Genomic DNA, 21,356 nt, shown 5'->3' with positions numbered 1-21,356 from the left:
CGAAACCGAGGAGATCCGCATGCTCCGACGCTCCGTCCGCGCGGCCGGCACCGTGCTGGCCGCCGCCGGACTGGCCCTGGCCGCCTTCCAGGCCGTACCCGCCACCGCCGTCGAGCCCGCCGCCGCACCGGCCGCCGGGCCGGCCGTCCGCACCGCGGCCGACGCGCTCGGCGTGCGCGCCGCACCGCCCGAGCTGCTCCAGGCGATGAGCCGCGATCTGGGCCTGAGCCGGACCCAGGCGCTCAGCCGGCTCGCCCACGAGGCCGAGGCCGGTGCCACCGCCGCCCGCGTCCGCCAGGACCTCGGCCACGCGTTCGCCGGCGCCTGGGTCGACGGGCCCGAGTCCGCGACGCTCACCGTCGCCACCACCCGCGCCGCCGACCTGCCGAAGATCCGGGCGGCCGGGGCCGAGGCACGCCTCGTACCGCACGGCCTGACCGCGCTGGAGCGGGCCAAGGCCACCCTCGACCGCGCGGCGGGCGCCGACGCTCCCGTCCGCTACGTCGACGTCCGCACCAACCGCCTCGTCGTCGAGGAGAGCCGCCCCGGCGCCGTCGCCCGGCTCCTCGCCGCGACGGGCGTGCCGCGCGGACTCGTCACCACCGTCCGCACCGCCGAGGCGCCGCGCCCGCTGTACGACCTCCGGGGCGGTGACGCCTACTACATGGGCGGCGGCGGCCGTTGTTCCGTCGGCTTCCCCGTCACCCGGGGCACCACCCAGGGCTTCGCCACCGCGGGGCACTGCGGACGCGCCGGCACCAGCACCTCCGGCTACAACCAGGTCGCCCAGGGCACCTTCCAGGCGTCCGTCTTCCCCGGCAACGACATGGCCTGGGTGGCCGCCAACTCCAGCTGGACGGCCACGCCGTACGTGAAGGGCTCCGGCGGCGCCAACGTGCAGGTCACCGGCTCCGTGCTGCAGCCCGTCGGTTCCTCCGTGTGCCGGTCCGGCTCCACCACCGGCTGGCACTGCGGCACGATCCAGCAGCACAACACCAGCGTGACGTACCCGGAGGGAACCATCTCGGGCGTGACGCGGACGACGGTCTGCGCCGAGCCGGGCGACTCGGGCGGCTCGTACATCTCCGGCAGCCAGGCGCAGGGCGTGACCTCGGGCGGCTCCGGCAACTGCTCCAGCGGCGGCACGACCTTCTTCCAGCCGCTCAACCCGATCCTGCAGAACTACGGCCTGACCCTGAGGACCACCGGTTCCGACCCCGGTCCGGGCCCCGGCCCGGGTGAGCCCGAGCCGGGCGGCACGTGGAAGGCGGGCGCGGTCTACACGGCCGGCAGCGTCGTCACCTACGGCGGATCGAGCTACCGCTGCCTCCAGGGACACCAGGCCCAGTCGGGCTGGGAGCCGCCGAACGTCCCGGCGCTCTGGCAGCGCGTCTGATCCACCCGTCCCGGCGGCCGGCGTCCCCGAGCGGCCGTCCGGGCGGGGACCGGAACGGAACCACCCGCCGCGTCGGGCGGCGTCCCTGACCACCCGTCCCGGCTCCCGTGCCCCTGATCCACCCCGTCCCGGCGGGTCGCGCCCCACGGCGCGGCCCGCCGGGCGCCTTTCCGCTCCAGCGCTTCGGGGCCGCTCATGCCCGGTCGCCCGCGGCCAGCAGCACCCTGGCCGCGCGCAGCAGCAGCGCGGGCCGGGTGAGGGCGCGCGGGTGCTCGACGAGGTGGGCCACGTTCATGTACGCGGTGTTGACGGCGGAGTCGAGCACGGACGCCTCCGTCAGCCGGTCGCCCGCCCAGCGCAGCAGCCGGTAGCCGAGCGGGTAGGGGCCCGTGACGTGCGGCTGGGCGAGGTCGGCGGTGGTGGACAGCTGCCAGGCGGCGTCGACCGCCACCGCGGCCCGGCGGAAGTAGCCCCACCCGGGTTCCCGCCAGGCGGTGCCGCTCGACCGCAGGTGGGCGGCGAGGCAGTTCGCCTCCAGGGCCGCCAGGGTGAGGCCGTGCCCGTACACCGGGTTGACGCTGGCGAGGGCGTCACCGACCGCCACCAGCCCGCCCGGAAGACGGCCGAGCCGCGTGTAGTCGCGGCGGACGCTCTCGGTGAAGCGGAAGGTGTCCACCCCGCCGGTCATCTCGCACGCCTCGGCGACGGTGCGCAGCGGCTCCACGCACCGCCGCATCCGGGCCAGGAAGGCGGCGGGATCGGCGACCGGGCGGTGATCCGCGTAGCCGGCGAGGACCACCGACCAGCGGTCGCCCTCCACCGCCGCGAGCGCGCCGGGCTCCGTGAGGGTCGGCTGGTAGGCGCTCTTCGGACCGGCCATGGAGTGGGCGACGACGGTCGTGCCCAGTTCGTCCCCCCGCCGGAACGAGGCGGTGGCGTAGCCGAGGTCGATCCGCATGCGGGCGACCGGCGCGCGCTCCCAGCCCGCCTCTTCCAGCCAGTGGCCGAGCCGGCTCGACCGGCCCATGGCGTCGACGGCGAACCCGGCGTCGACGACCTCGCCCTCCGCCGTGGTCACGCCGCGGACCCGCCCGCCGTCCAGCACCAGGCCGCGGGCGTGCGTGCGCACGGTCCGTACGTTCGGCAGCGCGGCGACCCGCCGGCGCACCCCCGACTCCAGCAGCGGCCGGCCGGCGCCGAGCATCCGCAGCCCGTCGGCGGGCGCCTTGAGCCGGCCGTCGACGTAGAAGCGGACGTCGCCGCCCTCGCCCATCCGGGCGCCGTCCGCGACCAGTTCGGCGGTGATCCCGGGAAACCAGCGCTCCAGCTGACGGTGACCTTGAGCGAGGAGGGCGTGCAACTGCCGCCGCTGCGGCGCGCGGGAGCCCGTACCGTCCGCGCCGATGTCGTCGGGTTCGAGGACGACGACCTCGTCGGCGACGTCGCTCAGCACCCGCGCGGCGAACAGCCCCGCGTAACTCCCGCCCATCACCACGGCCCGCTTCACACAACCCCCCGATGTCACGACGCCGCCCGCCGCGGCGACTCGCCGGCGACACTACCGCCCGCGTGCGGCGGACGCGCTCACGCCGTTCGGTGAACGCGTGCCGCGCCGGCGCTCGGCTTCGCCGAGCCGGTCGGCCTCGTCCCATCCGGGCGTCGGCCCTCCCCGGGCCCCCGCCGGCGCCGAGAAGGCGTGCGACGAACGAACGAGCAGGTCACCAGCGTCTCCGTGGGTTGCCGCGCGGTCGCGGGTGCGGACCGGCGACGGGGTTTCAACTGCCTTTGCCGTTCCACCTCTTGCGCTGCCCGTAGGGTCGCCCTAACCTCACTGCGCATGTTAGGAAGCTTTCCTAACTGTTCTCTTCGCTCAGGAACCCGTCCGCCTGAACACGGGACCGCCGCACCACACGCGACCGCCCGGGAAAGTGAAGCGAGATGCCCCCCACCATCAACACCGCCCCCACCACCGACACCGCCGGCGCCGCCCACGCGCTCCGGCGCCGGCGCCGCCGTGCCGCCGCGCTCGTCGTCGGCGCCGCGACCGGACTGCTGGTGCCCCTCCTGTCCGGTCTCGGGCCCACCGCCGGCGCGGCGGCCGGCAACCTCGCCCAGGGGCGGCCCGTCACCACCTCCTCGAACGAGACCAGCTCGCTCACCGGCACCAAGGCGGTCGACGGCTCCACCACCACCCGCTGGGCCAGCGCCGAAGGCGTCGACAACCAGTGGATACGGATCGACCTCGGCGCCGGCACCGCCGTCAAGCGCGTCGTCCTCACGTGGGAGGCGGCCTACGCGAAGGCCTACCGCGTCGAACTCTCCGACGACGGCTCCTCCTGGCGCCAGATCTACGCCACCACCGCCGGCAACGGCGGCACCGACGACCTCACCGTCAACGGCACCGGCCGCTACCTGCGCGTCTTCGGCACCCAGCGGGGAACGCCGTACGGCTACTCGCTGTGGGAGGTCGAGGCGTACGGCGGCGGCACCACCACCCCGCCGGCACCCGGCACGGGCCTCGACGACCCCGCGAAGAAGGAGATCGCCATGAAGCTGGTCTCCACCTTCGAGAACTCCTCCCTCGACTGGCGCGCCCAGTTCGCGTACATCGAGGACATCGACGACGGCCGCGGCTACACGGCGGGCATCATCGGCTTCTGTTCCGGCACCGGCGACATGCTCGAACTGGTCGAGCGGTACACCGCCAAGAAGCCGGGCAACCCGCTGGCCTCCTATCTCCCCGCCCTCCGCAGGGTCGACGGCACCGACTCCCACGAAGGCCTCGACCCGGGCTTCCCGAACGCCTGGCGCCAGGCCGCCCAGGACAGCGTCTTCCGGCAGACGCAGGAGGAGGAGCGCGACCGGGTCTACTTCAACCCCGCCGTCTCCCAGGCGAAGAGCGACGGCCTGCGCGCCCTCGGTCAGTTCGCCTACTACGACGCCGCCGTGATGCACGGCGAGTCCGGCTTCCGCTCCATCCGCTCGGTCGCCCTCTCCCGGGCTCTGCCGCCCTCGCGCGGCGGCGACGAGAAGGCCTACCTCCACGCCTTCCTCGACGCCCGCGAGGAGGAGATGCGCAAGGAGGAGGCACACAGCGACACCACCCGCGTGAGCACCGCCCAGCGCCGCTTCCTCAACGAGAACAACCTCGACCTCAACACCCCGCTGTACTGGAGCGTCTACGGCGACGCCTTCTCGATCACCAGCTGAGCCCACCGGCCGCACGCGTGCGGCCCGGCGGCGCGCGCGGGACGGCGACGGCGGCGGTGCGGGCGGCAGGTCTCCTGCGCGGCCCGTACCGCCGCCGCATCCGCACACCGCCGCGGCGGTGGCGCGGCGTCAGCGCCAGGCCGGGTGGGCCTCGGGCTTGTCGCCGGTCGTCAGACGGCGTTCACCGGTGCCGTCCGCCCGTACCGCCCAGATCACCGGCTTCTCGTAGGGGCCGCGCACGAACGCCACCCAGCGGCCGTTCGCCGACCACGCCGGGTCCATCTCGTGGTCCGCGGTCGCCACCAGCGGCCGGTCGCCGGAGCCGTCCGAGCCGACCAGCCGGACGTCGCCCCTCGTCGGGCCCTGATACGTGCCGGCGGTGTACGCGAACGTCCGGCCGTCCGGCGACCAGACCGGGTCCAGAGCGGCGTGCGGCAGCCGCGTCACCTGGCGCGGCGCGCTCCCGGGATCCGCCGGATCCACCAGATGGATCTGCCAGTTGCCCCGGCCCGCCTCCAGACAGACCGCGATCCGCTTCCCGTCCGGGGACCAGGCCGGATCCTCCACCCGGCCCTTCCCGAACGTGAGCTGCCGGGCCGAGCCGTCGGCCACCGTCACCTCGAACAGCTGCTGCACGCCGTCCTTCGCCCGCAGGACGGCCAGGCGCGTGCCGTCCGGGGACCACGAGACCCGTCCGCCGGCGATGGCGGCGACGCGCCGGGCGTCGCTGCCGTCGGCCTTGGCCGTCCACACCGTGGTGCCGTCGGCCGACCGGCGGGTGAAGGCGAACGAGCCGCGGTCCGGGGCCCACTGCGGCAGCATGTCGCAGACGCCGTCCTCGCCGCCGGTCCCGCTGCCCACCAGTTGCCGCGGCGAGTCCGTGGCCGCCGGACGCACGGCGATCACGGCGTGGCACTCCTGCGGCCAGCCGGGCGCGGTGTCCTGGCGTACGAGGAGCGGCGCGGTCGGGAACGCGTCGGGCGACGGACCGGCGGACGCCCCGTCCCCGGTCTTTCCGCCCTCGGCCCGGTCACCGGAATCACCCTGCCAGGGCGCCCAGATGACGACACCGGCGACGGCCGCCGCACACACCGCGACGGCGACCGCCGTGAGCAGCCCGCGCCGCCGCGGGCGCGGTTCGGGGTGCTCCGGCGACGCGACGGTGCCGGCACCGGACCCGGACCCGGCACCGGCACCGTCGCCGGGCCCGGATCCTGGTTCGTGCCCGTGCCCCGGAGGACCGTAGCCGTGCCCGTCCCCGGTGCCGGGCACGGGCGTGTCCGGGACGGTGACCTCCGGGTACGCGGGGGTGGGCGCGGGGACCGGGACGGGCAGGGGTACGGGCTCGGGTGCGAGCACCGGCCCGGACGCGGGGGTGGTCCCCGGCCATGCCCCGTCGCCCGTCCGCTCCGGGTGCTCCCGCTGTTCGGTCCGGCCCGTCCGCTCGGTCTGCTCCGTGCGGTCGGTCGGCGCGGTGGGCTCGGTCCGCTCCGTGTGGTCGGTCGGCGCGGTGGGCTCGGTCCGCTCCGTGTGGTCGGTCGGCGCGGCGGGCTCGGGCCGCGCCGCCGCCTCGGCCCGGTCCCTCGTGTCCGTCTCCGGCATGAGGGCCGTGGTGGCGTCCGCAGGTGCCGTCGCGAGCAGCACCGTCGCGCCGTCGGGCAGCCAGTTGCCGTCCGCCGGGTGGCGGATCGTGAGACCGTCCAGGAACGCAGCCGGCGTCGGCCGCTGTGCCGGGTCCTTGGCCAGGCACGCGGCGACCTGGGCCCGGAGGATCCCGGGGACGGGACCGAGGTCCGGTTCCTCGTGCACGACCCGGTAGAGCCAGGCCGCCGAACCGCCCTCGCCGAACGGCGAGCCCCCTGCCGCCTGGCACAGCACGACGCCGAGCGCGAACATGTCGACGGCCGGTGTGATCGTGCCGCCGGTGAGCTGCTCGGGCGCGAGGTAACCCGGAGTGCCGACCTGCAGTCCGGTGCGGGTGAGGGCGGTCGAGCCGTCCAGGGCCCGGGCGATGCCGAAGTCGATGACGCGCGGACCGTCCTCGGCGACGACGATGTTCGCGGGCTTCAGGTCACGGTGGATCACGCCGGCCCGGTGGATCGCCTCCAGGGCCTCCGCGAGCCCGGCCGCCAGCACGCTCAGGGTGTCCGCCGGCAGCGTGCCCACCTCGTCGAGCACGGTGCGCAGCGTGGGCCCGGGCACGTACGCCGTCACCAGCCAGGCCGGGCGCCCGTCGGGATCCGCGTCGACCACGGGAGCGGTGTGGAAACCGCCGACCCGCCGCGCCGAGGCCACCTCCTGGGCGAACCTGCGCAGGAACTCGGGATCCGTGCCGAGCTCGGGGCGTACGACCTTGACGGCGACCGCCCGCCCGGAACGGGAGCGGCCCAGATAGACCACGCCCATGCCGCCCTGGCCGAGCCGTCCGACCAGCCGGTATCTTCCGTCTCCGACGGACTCCGGGTCCCCGGCTTCCAGCGGCCTCATACTGCCCCCTCGCGAAACGAACGTGCAGACGTTCTCCTACCAGGCGCGCGGTGCTCCGGTCGAGTCGGGCACCGCGCGTCCGGGCCCCGGCCGGGCGGACTCAGCCCAGGTCGTGCTCTTCCCAGGTCTCGTCGTCGGGGTCGTACTCGGTCCGCGCGGACTCCCAGGTGGCGGAGGCGAGCTCGACACCGGGGACGGAGCCGAGGAGCGCCACGGGGTCGATGAAGTGGGCCAGGGAGCCGGACGGGTCGATCTCGATGGCCTCCACGGACTCGGCGCGCTCGGCGTCGTCCATGTAGGTGTCGTCACGGACCTGGTCGAGCGCGGCGGCCTTGAGGGCCTGCTCGTCGGTGATCTCGGCGATGAGCTCGATGTTCACGCGCACGAAGCGCGGGGCGGACTGCTCGGCAGCGGATGAGGGGTCGAAACTGGTCATCCGGGCAGCTTAGGGCGTATCCGCCCGCACGACACACCGCGGGGGCCCGCGGACCCGGCCCGCCGGCCCGTCCGACCCTGATGCGGAAGAGAGGTCCTAGGACAGCGGCCGGGCGACGACGCCCTGGGCGGGTTCCTGGTGACCGCCCGAGGCGAGCACGCGCACCTCGTCGTGGTCGCTGATCTCCGCCCGGATGATGCCCGTCGGATCGGCGTAGACGGGGTGCCCGCCGGGCCCGCTGGCCGAGGTCCGTTCGACGACCACGACGTCGCTGACCTCGCCCGCGCCGTCGGAGAACACCAGCTCGTACCTGTGTGTGCTCACCGCACCATTTTACGTCCGGGACCCGTTTCCGCCGTTTCCGCCGTCGCCGAGGACCTCGTCGGTCACGGCGTCGACCAGGGCCGCGAGGGCGACGCCGAGGGCGCGTGCGCCCGGCCCGGCGGCGCCGCCCGGCTCGGTCATGTAGCGGTCGCGGCGGATCTCCACCATCAGTGCGGAGACCCTCGGGTCCCGCCCGTAGTGGGCCGGCGGGACGTACGTCCCGGCGAAGGGGCTGTCCGTCCCGACGCCGCCGAAACCGGCGAACGCGCGCCGGGCGGCGGCGAGCAGTGCGGGCGGCGTGTGGAACGCGTCCGTGCCGAGGCAGACCGGCGGACGCGGGCCGTCGCCGTGGAGTTCGTACGGGAGAGCCGCCGTCGGGTACGAGTGGACGTCGACGATCACCGCGCGCCCGGTCGCCGCCAGCCGCTCGTCCACGGCCCGGGTCACGGCGTCGGCGTACGGCGTGAAGTACCGCTCGACGAGCGGCGCCGGGTCGAAGTCGCGCGGCCGCAGTTCGGCGCGGTGCGTGGTCCGCGTGTACACGGCGCCCATCCCGGCCGCGAGCATCTCCTCGCGCTCGTCGGGGAACCGCTCGGGGTCGACGACCAGCCGCGACAGCCGGTTGACGAACCGCCAGGGCGCCGTGCCGGCGGACGCCGCGGCCACGGCGGCGATCGTCTCGGTGTGGGCGTCGGTGAGGTGGTCGAGCTCCCGCTCCAGTCCGGCGTCGTCGAGGACGATGCCGGCGCGTACCTCCGGGGGCACCGCACGGGAGGAGTGCGGCACGTGCAGCAGCACGGGGGAGTCCGGCGCTCCCGTGAGCAGCTCGTAGGAGGGGGCGTCGGGATCGGTCATGGGGACGGGCTCCTCGGTGGTGGTGGTCGGCGTCCTCGGTGGTGCTCGTCGTCGGTGACGCGCGTGGTCGGTGAGTCGGCGTCTCCGGCGTCGGGCTACGGCAGGGCCGCGCCGCGTGCGGTGACCCACAGCCGGTACCACTCCTCGTGGCCGAGCGCGGCCGGGTCGCCGGTCGCGGCGTCCCGGCAGGCGCGGATCCGGGCCGGGTCGGTCGTGCCGATGACCGGAGCGATCCGGGCCGGATGACGCTGCAGCCACCACAGGACGATCGTCTCCGGCGTGGTGCCCCTGGCCTCGGCGAGCTCGGCGAGCTCGGCGACCAGCGCGGCCGTGGCGTGCTCCTCGGGCGTCTCCTGGCGACCGGTGTAGCGGCCCTGGGCCAGCGGGCCCCACGCCTGCAGCGCGATCCCGTGGCCCAGGCAGTGCTCGACCGTGCCGGCAGGGAAGCCCACGGAGGCCGACGCGGGCGTGTTGACGAGCACGCCGTCCTCCAGCCAGTCCCGCCGCAGCAGGCTCATCTCCAGCTGGTTGACGACCAGGGGCAGCGCGAGCCGGTCCTGCAGGCGTGCGATCTGGGCGGCGTTCATGTTGGAGACGCCGAACCGGCGCACGAGTCCCTGCCGGTGCAGCGATTCCAGGGCCGCGGCGATCTCGGCGGGGTCGGCGAGCGGATCGGGCCGGTGGAGCAGCAGCACGTCGAGGCGGTCCGTCCGCAGCCGTTCCAGGCTCTCCTCGACCCGGCGGACGATGCTCGGCCCGCGCAGGTCGTACATGCCCGGCCGGTCGCCGTCGGCGAGCCGGATCCCGCACTTCGACTGCAGCGTGATCCTCTCGCGCAGCCCCGGCGCCCGCGCCAGGACCTCGCCGAACACGGCCTCGGCCTTGCCGTGCCGGTAGATGTCGGCATGGTCGAAGGCGGTGATCCCGCTCTCCAGCGCCGCCTCGATCACCGCCTCCGCGGCATCCACGTCGGCGGCCTTCCACGGGTCCCGGTCCCAGTCGCCGCCCAGTCCCATACAGCCGAGGACGAGGCGGTCGGCGCCCAGGAGGGGACGTGCGGTCTGCTGGGCGGCGGGCTCCACGGCGGGGCCGTGCATGTCGGTCGAGGTCACGGCCACACCCTGCCACAGGCACCCCCGGTCCCGGCCGGGCGGCGACGCCGAACCCCCTGCCGCAGGCGCCTTCAACGTTTTGTATACAATCAGTCCGGTCGTGTCGCCCGTATCCGGGCGATACGGGCGTGGGTGCAAGGGCGGGCCTTCTGTCGACCACAGGGTTCGTACGCCTGCCCGCTGATCCTGCCCTCCGCCGGCCCCGAGGCCGCCTGCCCGGAAACACCTCACCTTGAGCACCGACACGCACACGCATGCCCCCGGCACCACCTGCACCGCCACGCAGCCCCCGGCCGCGGACGAGACCACCGCGACGAGCTCCGGCCTCGGGTCCCGGGCCGCGACCGGGCCCGCGCCGGCGTCGCCGTCCGTATCCGCGTCCGCGCCGGCATCCGCGTCCGCGCCGGCATCCGCGTCCGCGCCGGCATCCGCGTCCGCGCCGGCATCCGCGTCCGCGCCGGCATCCGCGCCCGCGCCGGCATCCGCGCCCGCGTCCGCATCCGCGCCCGCGTCCGCATCCGCGGCGACCGCGATCCGTACCGCTTCCCGACGCGCGCCGGCGCGCCCCGCGCCCGCGGCGGCGTTCCACAGCGTCGGAGCCGTCACCCTCGTCCTGCTCGCCCTCGTCGCCATCGGCGCGGTGATCCACGAGCCCGTCCTGATACCGCCGCTGGCGGCCAGCGCCGCCCTCGTGCACAGCGCCCCCACGCTGCCGCTCTCCCAGCCCCGCAGCGTCGTCGTCGGTCACCTGCTCGCCGCCGCGGCGGGCTACGCCACCCTGGCCGTGGCGGGGTCCACCGCCTGGGCCGCCGCAGTGGCGGCCGGCGTCACGCTCGCGCTGACCCATCTCGCCCGTACGCCGCACTCGCCCGCCGTCGCGACCGCCGTCGTGGTGGTCCTCCAGTCGCCCGCCCCGGCCCGCTTCGTGCCGCTGTTGTCCGGGGCCACGATGGTGCTCGTCCTCATGGAGTTCGCGCTCTCCCGGATCCGCAAGGGCGCGCCGAGGTATCCCGCCTACTGGTGGTGAGAACCGCCCGCGGTGTCGCGGTCCGCGTCACCGATCCGCGGCACTGCGGTCCGCGGCACCGTGGTCCGCGTCACCCGTCGAGCGGCACGACCGCGCGCACCGTCTTGCCGTCGGCCCGTACGTCCACCGTCACCTCGCGGGACAACCGCAGCACGATCGGCCAGCCGTAGCCGCCGGGGCGCAGATCCTGCGTCAGGGTGCGGCGGCGCGGCGGGCACCTGCTGGCGTCGCTGACCGAGACGGCCACACTGCCCTTGCGCACGTCGAGGGTGAAACCGGTCACTCCGCCGCCGTGCCGCTGAGCGTTCGTCACCAACTCCGTCGCCACCAGCAGCAGGTCGTCGACCTGCGGGGACGCCACCGACGTGCCGGGTGCGAGAGCGCGGCGGATCGACTGCCGCGCCTCAGCCGGCGTACGGACCCCGGGCGAGGCATCGCCCTTCGTGGTCATCATGGGCTCCTTCCTCCCTCACCTCGCGTTCCGGCAGGTTCCACCTGCCCGCCGAGCCCGAAAAGATGCGTGATGTCCCGACTGGCAGGGCGTCAGGACGGATGTGAGACAGGCCACATAGGCCGGAAACCGTCAAACGCCAACCGGTGTGCGTGCGAACGCCGAGGGCGGGTAGGCGATGCGCCACAGGTGAACATCCGGCGAGAAACAGGAGGTTGTCCCCGTGCGGACCGAGATGGTCAAGGCGACGACGACGGCGGCCGTGGAAGGCGGCCTGCCCAGCGACCTGCCCGTACTCGAGGCTCCTCACGAGGTCGCGCCCCAGGACGCGCGCGCCCTGTCGAAGGTGTTCTTCCGAGAGCTGGCACGGCGGGAGGAGGGAACGGAGGAGTACCAGTACGTCCGCAACACCCTCATCGAGATGAACACCTCGCTCGTGCGCTATGCCGCCGGCCGCTTCCGGGCCCGCGGCGACGAGATGGAGGACATCGTCCAGGTCGGCATCATCGGCCTGATCAAGGCCATCGACCGCTTCGACCTGACCCGGGAGGTGGAGTTCGCCACGTTCGCGGTGCCGTACATCGTCGGCGAGATCAAGCGCTTCTTCCGGGACTCGACCTGGGCCGTGCACGTCCCGCGCCGCCTCCAGGAGGCCCGGGTCGAACTGGCCAAGGCCAGCGACGAGCTGAGCTCCACCCTCGGCAGGACACCGCGCGTGGCGGAGCTCGCCGAGCGGATGGACCTGACCGAGGACGAGGTGATCGAGGCCCAGATCGCCGCGAACGGCTACCACACCTCCTCCCTCGACGCGGCCTACGGCGGCGGTGACGAGGACGACGCCGACGCGTCCCTCGCCGACTTCATCGGCGAGGAGGACCCGGCCATCGAGCTCTTCGAGGACTTCCACACCCTCGCACCGCTCGTCGAACTCCTCGACGAACGCGACCGGCTGCTGCTCCACCTGCGGTTCGTGGAGGAACTGACCCAGTCGGAGATCGGCGCCCGGATCGGTGTGTCCCAGATGCACGTCTCCCGCCTCCTCGCCCGCGCCCTCGCCCGCCTCCGCGAGGGCATGCTCGCCGAGGACGCGGCCACCCCGACCCGCTGACCCACCCCGGCGCACCCGGCCGGTCCCGTGCGCCGCACGGCACCGCGCCCGCCGGTCGTCGCAGCGCACCGGGGGCGCGGTGCGACGACCGGCGGGCGCGAGCCCAGGAGGCCGGCGCTCAGCCCGCCGCCGCACCTGAGCGCGCCCCGCTCAAGGGCGCCCCACCCCACGTGAGCTCATCGCGCCCGAGCTCATCGCGCCCGAGCGCATCCCGCTCGAGCGCATCCCGCCCGAGCTCATCGCGCCCGGGCACATCCCGTCCGTCCGGCGTCTCACCGCACCGCCCTCAGGAACGCCCGGGTCCGCTCGTGCGTCGGCTCGTCGAGCAGCTGGTCCGCCCGACCCGACTCCACGATCCTGCCCCGGTCGAACATCAGGATCCGGTCGGAGACGTCACGGGCGAAGCCCATCTCGTGCGTCACGCACAGCAGGGTGATGTCCGTGGCACGGGCGACGTCGCGCAGCACGTCGAGGACCTCCGCCACGAGCTCCGGGTCGAGCGCCGACGTCACCTCGTCGAGGAGCAGGATCTCCGGCCGCATCGCCAGCGCGCGGGCGATCGCCACCCGCTGCTGCTGGCCGCCGGAGAGCCGGGTGGGCCGGGCGTCGACCTTGTCGGCGAGACCGACCATGCCGAGCAGCTCCCGTGCCCGGGCCGCCGCGGCCTCCTTGCCCTCCCGGAGCACGTGCACGGGCGCCTCGACGACGTTCTCCAGGACGCTCATGTGCGGGAACAGGTTGAAGTGCTGGAACACCATGCCGATCCCGCGCCGGCGGGCCGCGAGATACCGCTCGCTCGCCGGCACCAGCCCGGCCTTCGGGTCCGGACCGCCCGGCCCGGCCCCGGCGCCCCGCTCGCCGTGCCCGGACGGCATGTGCGAGTACGGCTCGCCGGCCACGTGGATGACGCCCTCCGTCACCCGCTCCAGCGTCATGAGCAGCCGCAGGATCGTGGTCTTGCCCGAGCCGCTCGGCCCGATCAGCGTGACGCGCTCGCCGCGCCCGACCGCCAGGTCGAGCCCGTCGAGCACGGTGTGCTCCCCGAACCGTTTGGTCACCCGGTCGAAGCGCACCGCCTCCACCGTGCCCGCCACCCCGTCCTCAGGGCCTGCCACCGTGTCCTCAGGCTCCCTTCGCAAGGCGTGCCTCCAGTCGTCGTACCAGCACGGACGTCGGCCAGCTCGCCAGCAGGAACACCGCGGCGGCCAGCGTGAAACTCTCCAGATAGGCGAAGTGCGTGCTGCCGAACGAGCTCGCCTCGTGAAACATCTCGTGCACCGTGATCACCGACAGCAGCGGCGTCTCCTTGAACATGGAGACGGCGTAGTTCCCCAGCGGCGGCAGCACGTTGCGCACCGCCTGCGGCAGCACCACCGCCCGCCACACCCGCCGCCGCGGCAGCGACAGCGCCGTGCACGCCTCCCACTGGCCCTTCGGCACGGAGTCGATGCCCGTCCGGTACACCTCGGAGAGGTACGCGGCGTAGTGCACGCCGAGCACGAGCACCCCGAGCACCAGCGCGTCCAGGGCCGGGACCAGCACCCACGCCGCGAACAGCTGCACCAGCAGCGGCGTCGAGCGGACGAACGCGGCGGCGGCGTTGACCGGTCCCGCCACCCACCGCGGCGCGGCGCGCCCGACCAGCGCCAGCACCAGGCCGAGCAGCAGCGCCACCCCGAACCCGAGCACGGTCGCCACCAGCGTGATCCCGAAGCCCTCCAGTACGGTGGGCAGCGCGGCCCACGCGGCCTCCCCGTCCCACATCACCCGTCACCGCCCGTCCCCAGCCGCGCCTTCGCGGCCCGCTCCAACGCGTTCATCAGCAGACTCAGCACGCCGGCCAGCACCCCGTACACCGCGAGCAGCAGCAGATAGGCCGCCGCCGTGTCGCCCGTCGCCGAGCGCAACTGGTCGATCCGGAAGGTGAGATCGGGCACCGTGACCAGCGACAGCAGCGGCGTCGCCTTCAGCAGCTGCACCAGCAGGTTCTTGAACGGCGCGACCATCAGCGGGTGCGCCTGCGGCAGCACCACCCGCCGCAGCCGCAGCCCGGGCCCCATGCCCAGCGCCACCGACGCCTCCAGCTGGGCCCGGGGCACGGCCGCGACCGCGCCGCGCACGACCTCGGCGCCGTACGCCCCGAAGTTCAGGCCGAGCGCCACCACGCCGCACGCCAGCGGCTCCAGCCGGAAGCCGAGCATGGGCAGCGCGAAGAACAGCCAGAACAGCTGCACGTACAACGACGTGCCGCGGAAGAACTCCACCACCGTCCTGGCCGCACCCCGCGCCGCCCGGCTCCGCGAGCCGGACATCAGCCCCAGGGCGTACGCGAGGACGAGCGCGAGCCCGGCGCCCAGCACGGTCGACTCCACGGTGACGAGCAGCCCCTCGCCGAGGCGCGGCAGCGCCCGCCCCAGCTCCGCGAGGAAGCCGCTCACACCCGTCCCCGGCCCGCGCACAGATCGGCGGTGCGCAGCCCGCGCGGCGGCACCTCCCGCTCGGTGAACCCGTAACGGCCGATCAGACCCACATAGCGCGCCGGATCACCCGTGATCCTCGCCAGCTCCCGGTCGAAGGAGTCCCGCAGCGCCCGCGCGCCCGGCCGGAACACCGCCCCGCCCGCGCTCCACTGCTTCGCCCCGTCGATCTCGGGCACGAACGGCGTCGCCACCTCCACCGCCGCGCCCCGGTTCGTCCTCGCCAGCCAGCGCAGCGAGATGCTGGTCAGCGCGAACGCGTCGATCCGACCGGCGAGCAGGGCGTCCAGACCGTCCTGCTGCTTGCCCAGCGTCTTCACCGACCCGTCCGGCACGCCCGCCGCCTTCGCGTACGAGGCCTCCACCGCGGCGGACAGCACACCCACCGTCGCGCCCTCGCGCGCGCAGGAGGCGAAGTCGCCGAGCCCCTTCGGATTGCCCTTGCGGACCATCAGCGCGGTGGTCGAGACGAACTCGGGCTCGGAGAAGATCACCTTCGCGCAGCGCTCGGGAGTGATCGACATGCCGGCGCTCACCACGTCGAAGCGGCCGGCGAGCAGACCGGGTATCAGTGCACCGAACTCCGTGAGCGTAGGCCGCAGTTCGGGCACGCCGAGCGCCTTGAACACCTCACGGTGCAGCGTCGGCGCCTCGCCCGCGAGCCGGTCGCCGTCCTGGTATCCGTACGGTGCCTCACCGGCGAAGCCCACCCGGACGTGTCCCCGCTCGCGCAGCTTCGCGAGCAGGTCCGCGTCCTCCTTCGGCGCGCCGGTGCCCACCTCGGTGCGGCTGCACCCGGCGAGCGCTCCGGCGATCCCGACGGCGGGCGCCAGGGCGAGGAAGCCGCGCCGGCTCATCGACGAGGGTCGGGACACGGCGCTCACCCGACCGGGGTGATGTCGCGCGCGGCGATGAAGGACGGCCGGCGCACCGGCGCGGCGAAGGGCAGCTCGGGCGCGTTCTCGACGCTGTTGAAGACGAGGAACACGTTGCTCCGCGGATACGGGGTGATGTTGTCGCCCGAACCGTGCAGCGCGTTGCAGTCGAACCAGGTCGCCGAGCCCGGCGCGCCCGTGAAGTGCCGGATGCCGCACGCGTCCGCGAAGGTCGTCAGCGCCTCCTCCGAAGGCGTTCCGGCGTCCTGCATCTGCAGCGACTTCTTGTAGTTGTCCTTCGGGGTGGCGCCCGCGCAGCCGAGGAAGGTGCGGTGCGAACCCGGCATGATCATGAGGCTGCCGTTGGTGGTGTGGTTCGCGGTGAGCGCGATCGAGACCGAGACCGTCCGCATCCGCGGCAGACCGTCCTCGGCGTGCCAGGTCTCGAAGTCGGAGTGCCAGTAGAAACCACTGGCACCGAAGCCGGGCTTGACGTTGACGCGCGACTGGTGGATGTACACGTCGGAGCCGAGGATCTGCCGGGCGCGCCCGACGACCCGGGGGTCGGCGGCCAGCCGGGCGAACACCTCGCTGATCCGGTGCACCTCGAACACGGAGCGGATCTCGCGCGAGCGCGGCTCGACGATCGACCGCTCGTCCTCGCGCACGGCCGGATCGGCGACCAGTCGGTCCAGCTCGGCCCGCAGTTCGGTGACCTCGTCGGGAGTGACCAGCTCGTCGACGGTGACGAAGCCGTCGCGCTCGTACTCCTCCAGCTCACGGGCCCAGAACGGCCCGGGAGTTCCGGGATCGGCCCACACGACCGGGTCCTTGCGGCCGATCAGCTGCTCCTGGGCGCCTCGGGTGGGGTAGAGGTCGACGGGACGGGTAGGGGCGGAGGTCATGACGGGCGGTGCCTTCCTTTCTCGTACGGCGGATGTGAACGGGGGAGGGACGCGGAAGGGGAACGAAGGGTCAGGCGGGGTCCGGCTCGGTGAGGAGCGGGTAGACGCCGTTCTCGTCGTGGTCCTCGCGGCCGGTCACCGGCGGGTTGAAGACGCACAGGCAGCGGAAGTCCTGCCTGACCTTGAGGGTGTGCCGCTCGTGCCCGTCGAGCAGGTACATCGTTCCCGGGGTGATGGTGTACGTCGTGCCGGTCTCGTGGTCGGTGAGCTCGGCCTCCCCGGCGGTGCACACGACGGCCTCGACGTGGTTGGCGTACCACATGGACGTCTCGGTCCCGGCGTAGAGCACCGTCTCGTGGAGGGAGAAGCCGACCCGCTCGCGGGCCAGGACGATGCGCTTGCTCTCCCAGGTGCCGGAGGCGGCACGGACGTGACGGTCGGTGTTCTCGATCTCGGCGAAGCTGCGCACGATCATGCGTGAGGGCCTTTCGGTGGTGCTGGTGCTGGTGCGGGGTGCCGGTGCCGGTGGAGGCGCGGAGGAGGTCCGGGTGCCTCCGCCCTGAGGGCCGGTCAGACGGTGGCGCGTTCGGCGGCGTGCCGCACGGAGCGGGCCAGGATGCCGAGGCCCTCGTCCAGCTCGTCGTCCGTCACGGTCAGCGGCGGCAGCAGCTTGACGACCTCGTCCCGCGGCCCCGACGTCTCCAGGAGAAGCCCCAGCTCGAAGGCCCGCCGGCACACGGCCGAGGCCCGCTCCCCGTCGGCGAACTCCAGGCCCCACACCATCCCGCGGCCCCGCAGGGCGACGGCCGCGCGGCCGTCCTCGCCGAGCAGGTCGCCGAGGGCGCTCTCGATCCGGCCGGCCCGGGCCAGGGTGCGGTCGCGCAGGGCGTGGTCGCGCCAGTACGTGTCGATCGCGGCGGTGGCGGTGACGAAGGCGGGGTTGTTGCCGCGGAAGGTGCCGTTGTGCTCGCCCGGCTGCCACTGGTCCAGCTCGGGCCGGAACAGGCACAGGGCCATCGGGAGGCCGTAGCCGCTGATGGACTTCGACAGGGTGACGATGTCGGGGGTGATGCCCGCCTCCTCGAAGGAGAAGAACTCGCCCGTACGGCCGCAGCCCATCTGCACGTCGTCGACGATCAGCAGCATCTCGTGCCGCCGGCACAGCTCGGCGAGCCCGCGCAGCCACTCGGCCCGGGCGACGTTGATCCCGCCCTCGCCCTGCACGGTCTCGACGATGACCGCGGCGGGCCGGTCGAGGCCGGAGGCCGGGTCGGAGAGCAGCCGCTCGAACCACAGGAAGTCCGGCATCCGGCCGTCCAGGTAGTGGTCGTACGGCATGCGCGTGACGTGCGGGAGCGGCACCCCGGCGCCCGCGCGTTTGGCGGAGTTGCCGGTCGTGGCGAGCGAGCCGAGGGACATCCCGTGGAAGGCGTTGGTGAAGGAGACGACCGTCTCCCGCCCGGTGATCTTCCGGGCGAGCTTCAGCGCGGCCTCCACGGCGTTGGTACCGGTCGGACCCGGGAACATCACCTTGTAGGGCAGGGCGCGCGGTTCGAGCACCGCCGACCGGAACGCCTCCAGGAAGTCGCGCTTGGCGGTCGTCGACATGTCGAGGCCGTGGGTGACGCCGTCACGGGCGAGGTAGTCGAGCAGCGCCCGCTTGAGGACCGGGTTGTTGTGCCCGTAGTTGAGGGACCCGGCCCCGGCGAAGAAGTCGAGGAAGGGCCGTCCGTGCTCGTCGTACAGCCGGCTGCCGCGGGCCTGCTCGAAGACCACCGGCCAGGCGCGGCAGTAGCTGCGCACCTCCGATTCGACGGTCTCGAAGACGGACGGAGCGATGTCGGTGAGGGTCACGGTTCTCCCGTATCTCGGTTTCGCGATGGGGCGGAGTGAGGTGGTGGGGCGGGTGGAGTGCGCCGATGGTGCGGCGGGGCGAGGCGCTGGGCGCGAGGGCCCGGGGCCCGCCTCCGGGCGTCGCGGCGGCCTGCGGAGCTACGGCACCGGCACGGGCCGCGTCACCGGCACGGGCCGCGTCAGCGGGCCGATGCCGTAGAGGACTTCCGGCTCGTGAGCCGCGGGGCCCTGCGCGGCGAGCCCCGGGGCGCCGGGGACGCCGGCGGCTTCGGACGCGCCGGAGGCGTCCGCGGGGAAGTCGTCGGCGGCGAAGAGGACCTCCCGGGTCAGGGCCGCGCCGTGGCGGCGTGCGAACGAGCGGAACAGCCGGTCCGATGCCACGTTCCCCGGGGTGACCGTCGCCTCGATCCGGAGCGGACCGTGCCCGGCCGCCGCCACCCTCGCGGCCAGGGCGTCGAGCAGTGCCCCTGCTACCCCGGTTCCGCGATGCGAACCGTCGACGGCGACCTGCCAGACGAACAGGGTCCGCGGCGCCTGGGGGCGCAGATAGCCGGTGACGAAGCCGATCGGCCGTCCGGTGGCGTCACGGGCGACGGCGGTCGTGTCGGCGAAGTCGCGGCACCACAGCAGGTAGCTGTAGGGCGAGTTGAGGTCCAGGTCCTCGGCCGCGCGGGCGATCCGCCAGAGGTCGGCGCCGTCGGACGGCCGCGCGGGGCCGATGTCGAGGGCGGTCGCCGGGGCCTTCGGGAACGTCATGTGTGCTGCGGTCATGTGGGCCGAAGCTACCGAGCGAGAGGGCGAACTTCCTGGACCGGAGGTCTTGCGGAAAGCCCCGGGCGTGCGATAGGTGCGCGGGCGGATACCGCCGCGGAAGTCCGTCGCTTCCTGCCCGGCGAACCCGGTGATACCGGGGCAAAATGACCGTTTATAACGGCTGGATAACGCATCCCGGGCGTGGTTACGGTCTCCTCAAGGTCCCATACAGGTGTGGTGACGCGCGTTTGAAACGGTGCGGCGGGGTCAGGAGTACCGGTTCGGAGGGCGTTGCGCGCGCCAGGACTCCGGGGCACGGTAGCAGGAGCGCCGACGTGCCGGGAGCGACCCGGCACGGTGCGGACCGCCGGGTCACTCCTCCTCGACGAGGTGCACGGCCGCTTCCTCGGCGGAGGCCGCGCCGCCGTCGATGCCGACGTCACGGGCGAACCCCTCCAGCGGAGACAGCGCGCTGCCGTCGTCCATGGCGACGAGCCGGCCGGCCCGGTGAGCGCCCACCTCGCCGTCCAGCGGCTCCCCGTCGGTGTCCGAGGCGTCGCCGATGCCGTCCCAGTCGAGGTTCGGGTCCTCGTCCGGGATCTCCTCCGCGAGCCGCTGGTCCAGGCTCTCGCCGCGCAGCCGCTCCGCCGCGGTGACGCCCGTGTGCTCGACGGCCAGCGGCCGGTCGGGAGGCACGTATCCCTCGTCGAGCGGGTTGTCGACGGGACCGTCCAGGGTGTCCGAGGCGTCGAGCGGCCCCGCGTCGTCCTGCACCTCGCTGCCGTCGGGCTGGTAGACGTCGTCGCCCCAGGCCTCGTTCTCGGTCATGCGGAACACTCCAGACACTCCGGCCGTTCGTCGATCACGACCCGCTTCCATGCTCCGCGCCCCGTCTCCGCCCCGCCACCGCACGACCGCCGCACGCGCACGGCGGTCAAGCGCAGCCGCCCCGGTACGCGTGCGGGCCGACGCCCGTCGTGCGCTTGGAAGGGTCCCGGAACGCGGTGGGGGAGCCGAGCCGACCTGGGCGCCGATCCGCTCCACGGCGAGCCCGGTGGCCGCCGGCAGGTGCCGCGCCTGCCGGATCCCGGCCCGGTGCGGCCACCGCAGCGGTGTCGTGCCGGTCTGCTCGCGGAACCGGCGGATCAGGGCTTCTCGCGCCGTGCCGACGGCGGACGGCGCCCCGCCATCCGGTGGTGTGATCCGGCCGCCACGACCCTCCGGAGGGACCCGGGAGGTGAACCTTCGGCGCGCACGGGGTAAAACCATGGCCTACACCCCTCTCACCTGAACGGAAACGCGCGCGTTGAGCATGCTCCCGGGATCACGTGTGCCAGGCAGGACCTGGACGATCCGACTGACCGGTCACTCCGACCACTCCGCGACGGTCACCTGCTCCACGGCGGGCTGCCGCATGCCGGCCCGGTCCAAGGACCTCCACTCCCTGCGGGTCTTCGCCGCGGAGCACGTCCGCGCCCACGCCCGGCTGGCCGCACCCCGGCCCAACGCGGCCTGCGCCTGCGGGGCGAGCGACTGCCGGCACCATGCCGCGCGCACCACGTGCACCGGCCGTGCGCTCCTCGTCCTCATCCACAACCCGGCCGTCGCCGAGGTGTGGACGCTCGCGGAGATCTGCCAGGCCTGCGCGCCGCAGATCTCCCACGCGAGCGTCCTCGCGGGTGCCGGCGGAGCGGGCGGCGACCGTGACTCGCTGGCCGCCCGTGCCGCCGCCGCGACGGCGGCCGCCGCCGGTACGGCGGGACCGCCCGCAGGACCCTCCGCCGGAGGCGCAGCGGCCGCTCCGCCCGCGCCCGCGGCTCCGGTCCCTCCGGCCGTACCGATGATGTTCTCGTCCCCGGAGGCCGCAGGCGGCTCCGCCGCACCCCTGCCGTCACCCCACCGCAGGCGCGCCCGCCGGGGCGGCGGCCGAGGCGGCCAGGGAGGTCAGGGCGGACAGGGCGGCGGAGGCCGCCGCTCGCGCGGCCGCTCCTGACCACACCGGCGCCCGCCCGGTCTCCCTCGCCCGACGGAGACCGGGCGTTTCGTTCGCTGGGCGCGGCGGTGACCACCCGGCGGATCCCGTGCC

At 74.2% G+C, this 21,356-nt stretch carries 21 protein-coding genes; 5 read left to right on the top strand and 16 right to left on the bottom strand.

All coding sequences use genetic code 11. The features are described 5' to 3' along the window. Positions 1 to 19: 19 nt before the first annotated feature. Complete coding sequence (locus ESG85_RS32755) at positions 20 to 1,396, top strand: carbohydrate-binding protein (protein WP_128984810.1); 1,377 nt, start codon at positions 20 to 22, stop codon at positions 1,394 to 1,396. Positions 1,397 to 1,589: 193 nt separating this feature from the next. Here ESG85_RS32755 and ESG85_RS32750 read toward each other — a convergent pair whose 3' ends face one another. Further along, complete coding sequence (locus tag ESG85_RS32750) at positions 1,590 to 2,903, bottom strand: FAD-dependent oxidoreductase (RefSeq protein WP_128984809.1); 1,314 nt, start codon at positions 2,901 to 2,903, stop codon at positions 1,590 to 1,592. Positions 2,904 to 3,334: 431 nt separating this feature from the next. Here ESG85_RS32750 and ESG85_RS37095 point away from each other — a divergent pair, with 431 nt between their 5' ends. Next, positions 3,335 to 4,606 (top strand): chitosanase, encoded by a 1,272-nt coding sequence (locus ESG85_RS37095; RefSeq protein WP_128984808.1) that lies wholly within the window; start codon positions 3,335 to 3,337, stop codon positions 4,604 to 4,606. A 129-nt stretch (positions 4,607 to 4,735) separates the two neighbouring features. On the opposite strand, the gene ESG85_RS32740 is transcribed toward ESG85_RS37095, so the two are convergent. From ESG85_RS32740 to ESG85_RS32720, 5 genes are all read right to left on the bottom strand, one after another. Continuing rightward, positions 4,736 to 7,093 carry a protein kinase domain-containing protein gene (locus ESG85_RS32740; protein WP_128984807.1) on the bottom strand — a complete coding sequence of 786 codons (2,358 nt, stop codon included), beginning with the start codon at positions 7,091 to 7,093 and terminating at the stop codon, positions 4,736 to 4,738. A gap of 100 nt (positions 7,094 to 7,193) precedes the next feature. After that, on the bottom strand, positions 7,194 to 7,529 hold the full coding sequence (locus tag ESG85_RS32735) for a hypothetical protein (RefSeq protein WP_128984806.1): 336 nt from the start codon (positions 7,527 to 7,529) through the stop codon (positions 7,194 to 7,196). Between the two features lie 96 nt (positions 7,530 to 7,625). Beyond that, positions 7,626 to 7,853 (bottom strand): DUF6296 family protein, encoded by a 228-nt coding sequence (locus tag ESG85_RS32730; protein ID WP_128984805.1) that lies wholly within the window; start codon positions 7,851 to 7,853, stop codon positions 7,626 to 7,628. Positions 7,854 to 7,862: 9 nt separating this feature from the next. Continuing rightward, positions 7,863 to 8,708, bottom strand: coding sequence for an N-formylglutamate amidohydrolase (locus tag ESG85_RS32725; RefSeq protein ID WP_128984804.1), 846 nt, complete (start codon positions 8,706 to 8,708; stop codon positions 7,863 to 7,865). A 95-nt stretch (positions 8,709 to 8,803) separates the two neighbouring features. Continuing rightward, positions 8,804 to 9,820 carry an aldo/keto reductase gene (locus ESG85_RS32720; RefSeq protein WP_246095501.1) on the bottom strand — a complete coding sequence of 339 codons (1,017 nt, stop codon included), beginning with the start codon at positions 9,818 to 9,820 and terminating at the stop codon, positions 8,804 to 8,806. A 232-nt stretch (positions 9,821 to 10,052) separates the two neighbouring features. Here ESG85_RS32720 and ESG85_RS36840 point away from each other — a divergent pair, with 232 nt between their 5' ends. After that, positions 10,053 to 10,847: an HPP family protein gene (locus ESG85_RS36840; RefSeq protein ID WP_342781443.1), complete on the top strand. Its 795-nt coding sequence runs from the start codon at positions 10,053 to 10,055 to the stop codon at positions 10,845 to 10,847. A 70-nt stretch (positions 10,848 to 10,917) separates the two neighbouring features. Here ESG85_RS36840 and ESG85_RS32710 read toward each other — a convergent pair whose 3' ends face one another. Then, complete coding sequence (locus ESG85_RS32710) at positions 10,918 to 11,301, bottom strand: ATP-binding protein (RefSeq protein WP_128984803.1); 384 nt, start codon at positions 11,299 to 11,301, stop codon at positions 10,918 to 10,920. Between the two features lie 232 nt (positions 11,302 to 11,533). Here ESG85_RS32710 and ESG85_RS32705 point away from each other — a divergent pair, with 232 nt between their 5' ends. Beyond that, on the top strand, positions 11,534 to 12,406 hold the full coding sequence (locus ESG85_RS32705; RefSeq protein ID WP_128984868.1) for a SigB/SigF/SigG family RNA polymerase sigma factor: 873 nt from the start codon (positions 11,534 to 11,536) through the stop codon (positions 12,404 to 12,406). A gap of 272 nt (positions 12,407 to 12,678) precedes the next feature. Here ESG85_RS32705 and ehuA read toward each other — a convergent pair whose 3' ends face one another. The 9 genes from ehuA to ESG85_RS32660 form a co-directional block, all read right to left on the bottom strand. Beyond that, positions 12,679 to 13,521, bottom strand: coding sequence for an ectoine/hydroxyectoine ABC transporter ATP-binding protein EhuA (gene ehuA, locus ESG85_RS32700; RefSeq protein WP_246095500.1), 843 nt, complete (start codon positions 13,519 to 13,521; stop codon positions 12,679 to 12,681). Positions 13,522 to 13,528: 7 nt separating this feature from the next. Further along, entirely contained in the window at positions 13,529 to 14,170 is a 642-nt protein-coding gene (gene ehuD, locus ESG85_RS32695; RefSeq protein WP_128984801.1) for an ectoine/hydroxyectoine ABC transporter permease subunit EhuD, read from the bottom strand. Then, positions 14,170 to 14,844: an ectoine/hydroxyectoine ABC transporter permease subunit EhuC gene (gene ehuC, locus ESG85_RS32690; protein ID WP_128984800.1), complete on the bottom strand. Its 675-nt coding sequence runs from the start codon at positions 14,842 to 14,844 to the stop codon at positions 14,170 to 14,172. The genes ehuD and ehuC overlap by 1 nt, the downstream gene beginning before the upstream one ends. After that, the gene (gene ehuB, locus ESG85_RS32685) at positions 14,841 to 15,740 is read right to left on the bottom strand and encodes an ectoine/hydroxyectoine ABC transporter substrate-binding protein EhuB (RefSeq protein ID WP_425471319.1); all 900 of its coding nucleotides are present in this window, start codon (positions 15,738 to 15,740) and stop codon (positions 14,841 to 14,843) included. The genes ehuC and ehuB overlap by 4 nt, the downstream gene beginning before the upstream one ends. A gap of 23 nt (positions 15,741 to 15,763) precedes the next feature. Continuing rightward, a complete protein-coding gene (gene thpD, locus ESG85_RS32680; RefSeq protein WP_128984798.1) occupies positions 15,764 to 16,663 on the bottom strand; it encodes an ectoine hydroxylase in 900 nt (299 codons plus the stop codon). Positions 16,664 to 16,733: 70 nt separating this feature from the next. Further along, positions 16,734 to 17,138, bottom strand: coding sequence for an ectoine synthase (locus ESG85_RS32675; RefSeq protein WP_128984797.1), 405 nt, complete (start codon positions 17,136 to 17,138; stop codon positions 16,734 to 16,736). Between the two features lie 95 nt (positions 17,139 to 17,233). Beyond that, the gene (gene ectB, locus ESG85_RS32670; protein WP_128984796.1) at positions 17,234 to 18,517 is read right to left on the bottom strand and encodes a diaminobutyrate--2-oxoglutarate transaminase; all 1,284 of its coding nucleotides are present in this window, start codon (positions 18,515 to 18,517) and stop codon (positions 17,234 to 17,236) included. Between the two features lie 138 nt (positions 18,518 to 18,655). Next, positions 18,656 to 19,288: a diaminobutyrate acetyltransferase gene (ectA, locus tag ESG85_RS32665; protein ID WP_128984795.1), complete on the bottom strand. Its 633-nt coding sequence runs from the start codon at positions 19,286 to 19,288 to the stop codon at positions 18,656 to 18,658. A gap of 354 nt (positions 19,289 to 19,642) precedes the next feature. Continuing rightward, the gene (locus tag ESG85_RS32660; RefSeq protein ID WP_128984794.1) at positions 19,643 to 20,098 is read right to left on the bottom strand and encodes a DUF5709 domain-containing protein; all 456 of its coding nucleotides are present in this window, start codon (positions 20,096 to 20,098) and stop codon (positions 19,643 to 19,645) included. 502 nt (positions 20,099 to 20,600) lie between these two features. Between ESG85_RS32660 and ESG85_RS32650 the strand changes: the two genes are divergently transcribed. Next, complete coding sequence (locus ESG85_RS32650) at positions 20,601 to 21,263, top strand: hypothetical protein (RefSeq protein ID WP_128984793.1); 663 nt, start codon at positions 20,601 to 20,603, stop codon at positions 21,261 to 21,263. The last annotated feature ends 93 nt before the right edge of the window (positions 21,264 to 21,356 follow it).

Origin of the sequence: Streptomyces roseicoloratus (assembly GCF_004117935.1) — a bacterium.
Taxonomy (GTDB): domain Bacteria; phylum Actinomycetota; class Actinomycetes; order Streptomycetales; family Streptomycetaceae; genus Streptomyces; species Streptomyces roseicoloratus.
The sequence above is the reverse complement of the archived record's forward strand: the minus strand, read 5'-3'. Positions and strand labels throughout refer to the sequence as shown.

Coding starts and splice junctions, on each gene's coding strand:
- ESG85_RS32705 (WP_128984868.1), top strand. CDS start 11,534: ATGGTCAAGGCGACGACGACGGCGGCCGTGGAAGGCGGCCTGCCCAGC.
- ESG85_RS32725 (WP_128984804.1), bottom strand. CDS start 8,708: ATGACCGATCCCGACGCCCCCTCCTACGAGCTGCTCACGGGAGCGCCG.
- ESG85_RS37095 (WP_128984808.1), top strand. CDS start 3,335: ATGCCCCCCACCATCAACACCGCCCCCACCACCGACACCGCCGGCGCC.
- ehuD (WP_128984801.1), bottom strand. CDS start 14,170: ATGTGGGACGGGGAGGCCGCGTGGGCCGCGCTGCCCACCGTACTGGAG.
- ESG85_RS32735 (WP_128984806.1), bottom strand. CDS start 7,529: ATGACCAGTTTCGACCCCTCATCCGCTGCCGAGCAGTCCGCCCCGCGC.
- ectA (WP_128984795.1), bottom strand. CDS start 19,288: ATGACCGCAGCACACATGACGTTCCCGAAGGCCCCGGCGACCGCCCTC.
- ESG85_RS32660 (WP_128984794.1), bottom strand. CDS start 20,098: ATGACCGAGAACGAGGCCTGGGGCGACGACGTCTACCAGCCCGACGGC.
- ESG85_RS32740 (WP_128984807.1), bottom strand. CDS start 7,093: ATGAGGCCGCTGGAAGCCGGGGACCCGGAGTCCGTCGGAGACGGAAGA.
- thpD (WP_128984798.1), bottom strand. CDS start 16,663: ATGACCTCCGCCCCTACCCGTCCCGTCGACCTCTACCCCACCCGAGGC.
- ESG85_RS32710 (WP_128984803.1), bottom strand. CDS start 11,301: ATGATGACCACGAAGGGCGATGCCTCGCCCGGGGTCCGTACGCCGGCT.
- ESG85_RS32675 (WP_128984797.1), bottom strand. CDS start 17,138: ATGATCGTGCGCAGCTTCGCCGAGATCGAGAACACCGACCGTCACGTC.
- ehuB (WP_425471319.1), bottom strand. CDS start 15,740: ATGAGCCGGCGCGGCTTCCTCGCCCTGGCGCCCGCCGTCGGGATCGCC.
- ESG85_RS32755 (WP_128984810.1), top strand. CDS start 20: ATGCTCCGACGCTCCGTCCGCGCGGCCGGCACCGTGCTGGCCGCCGCC.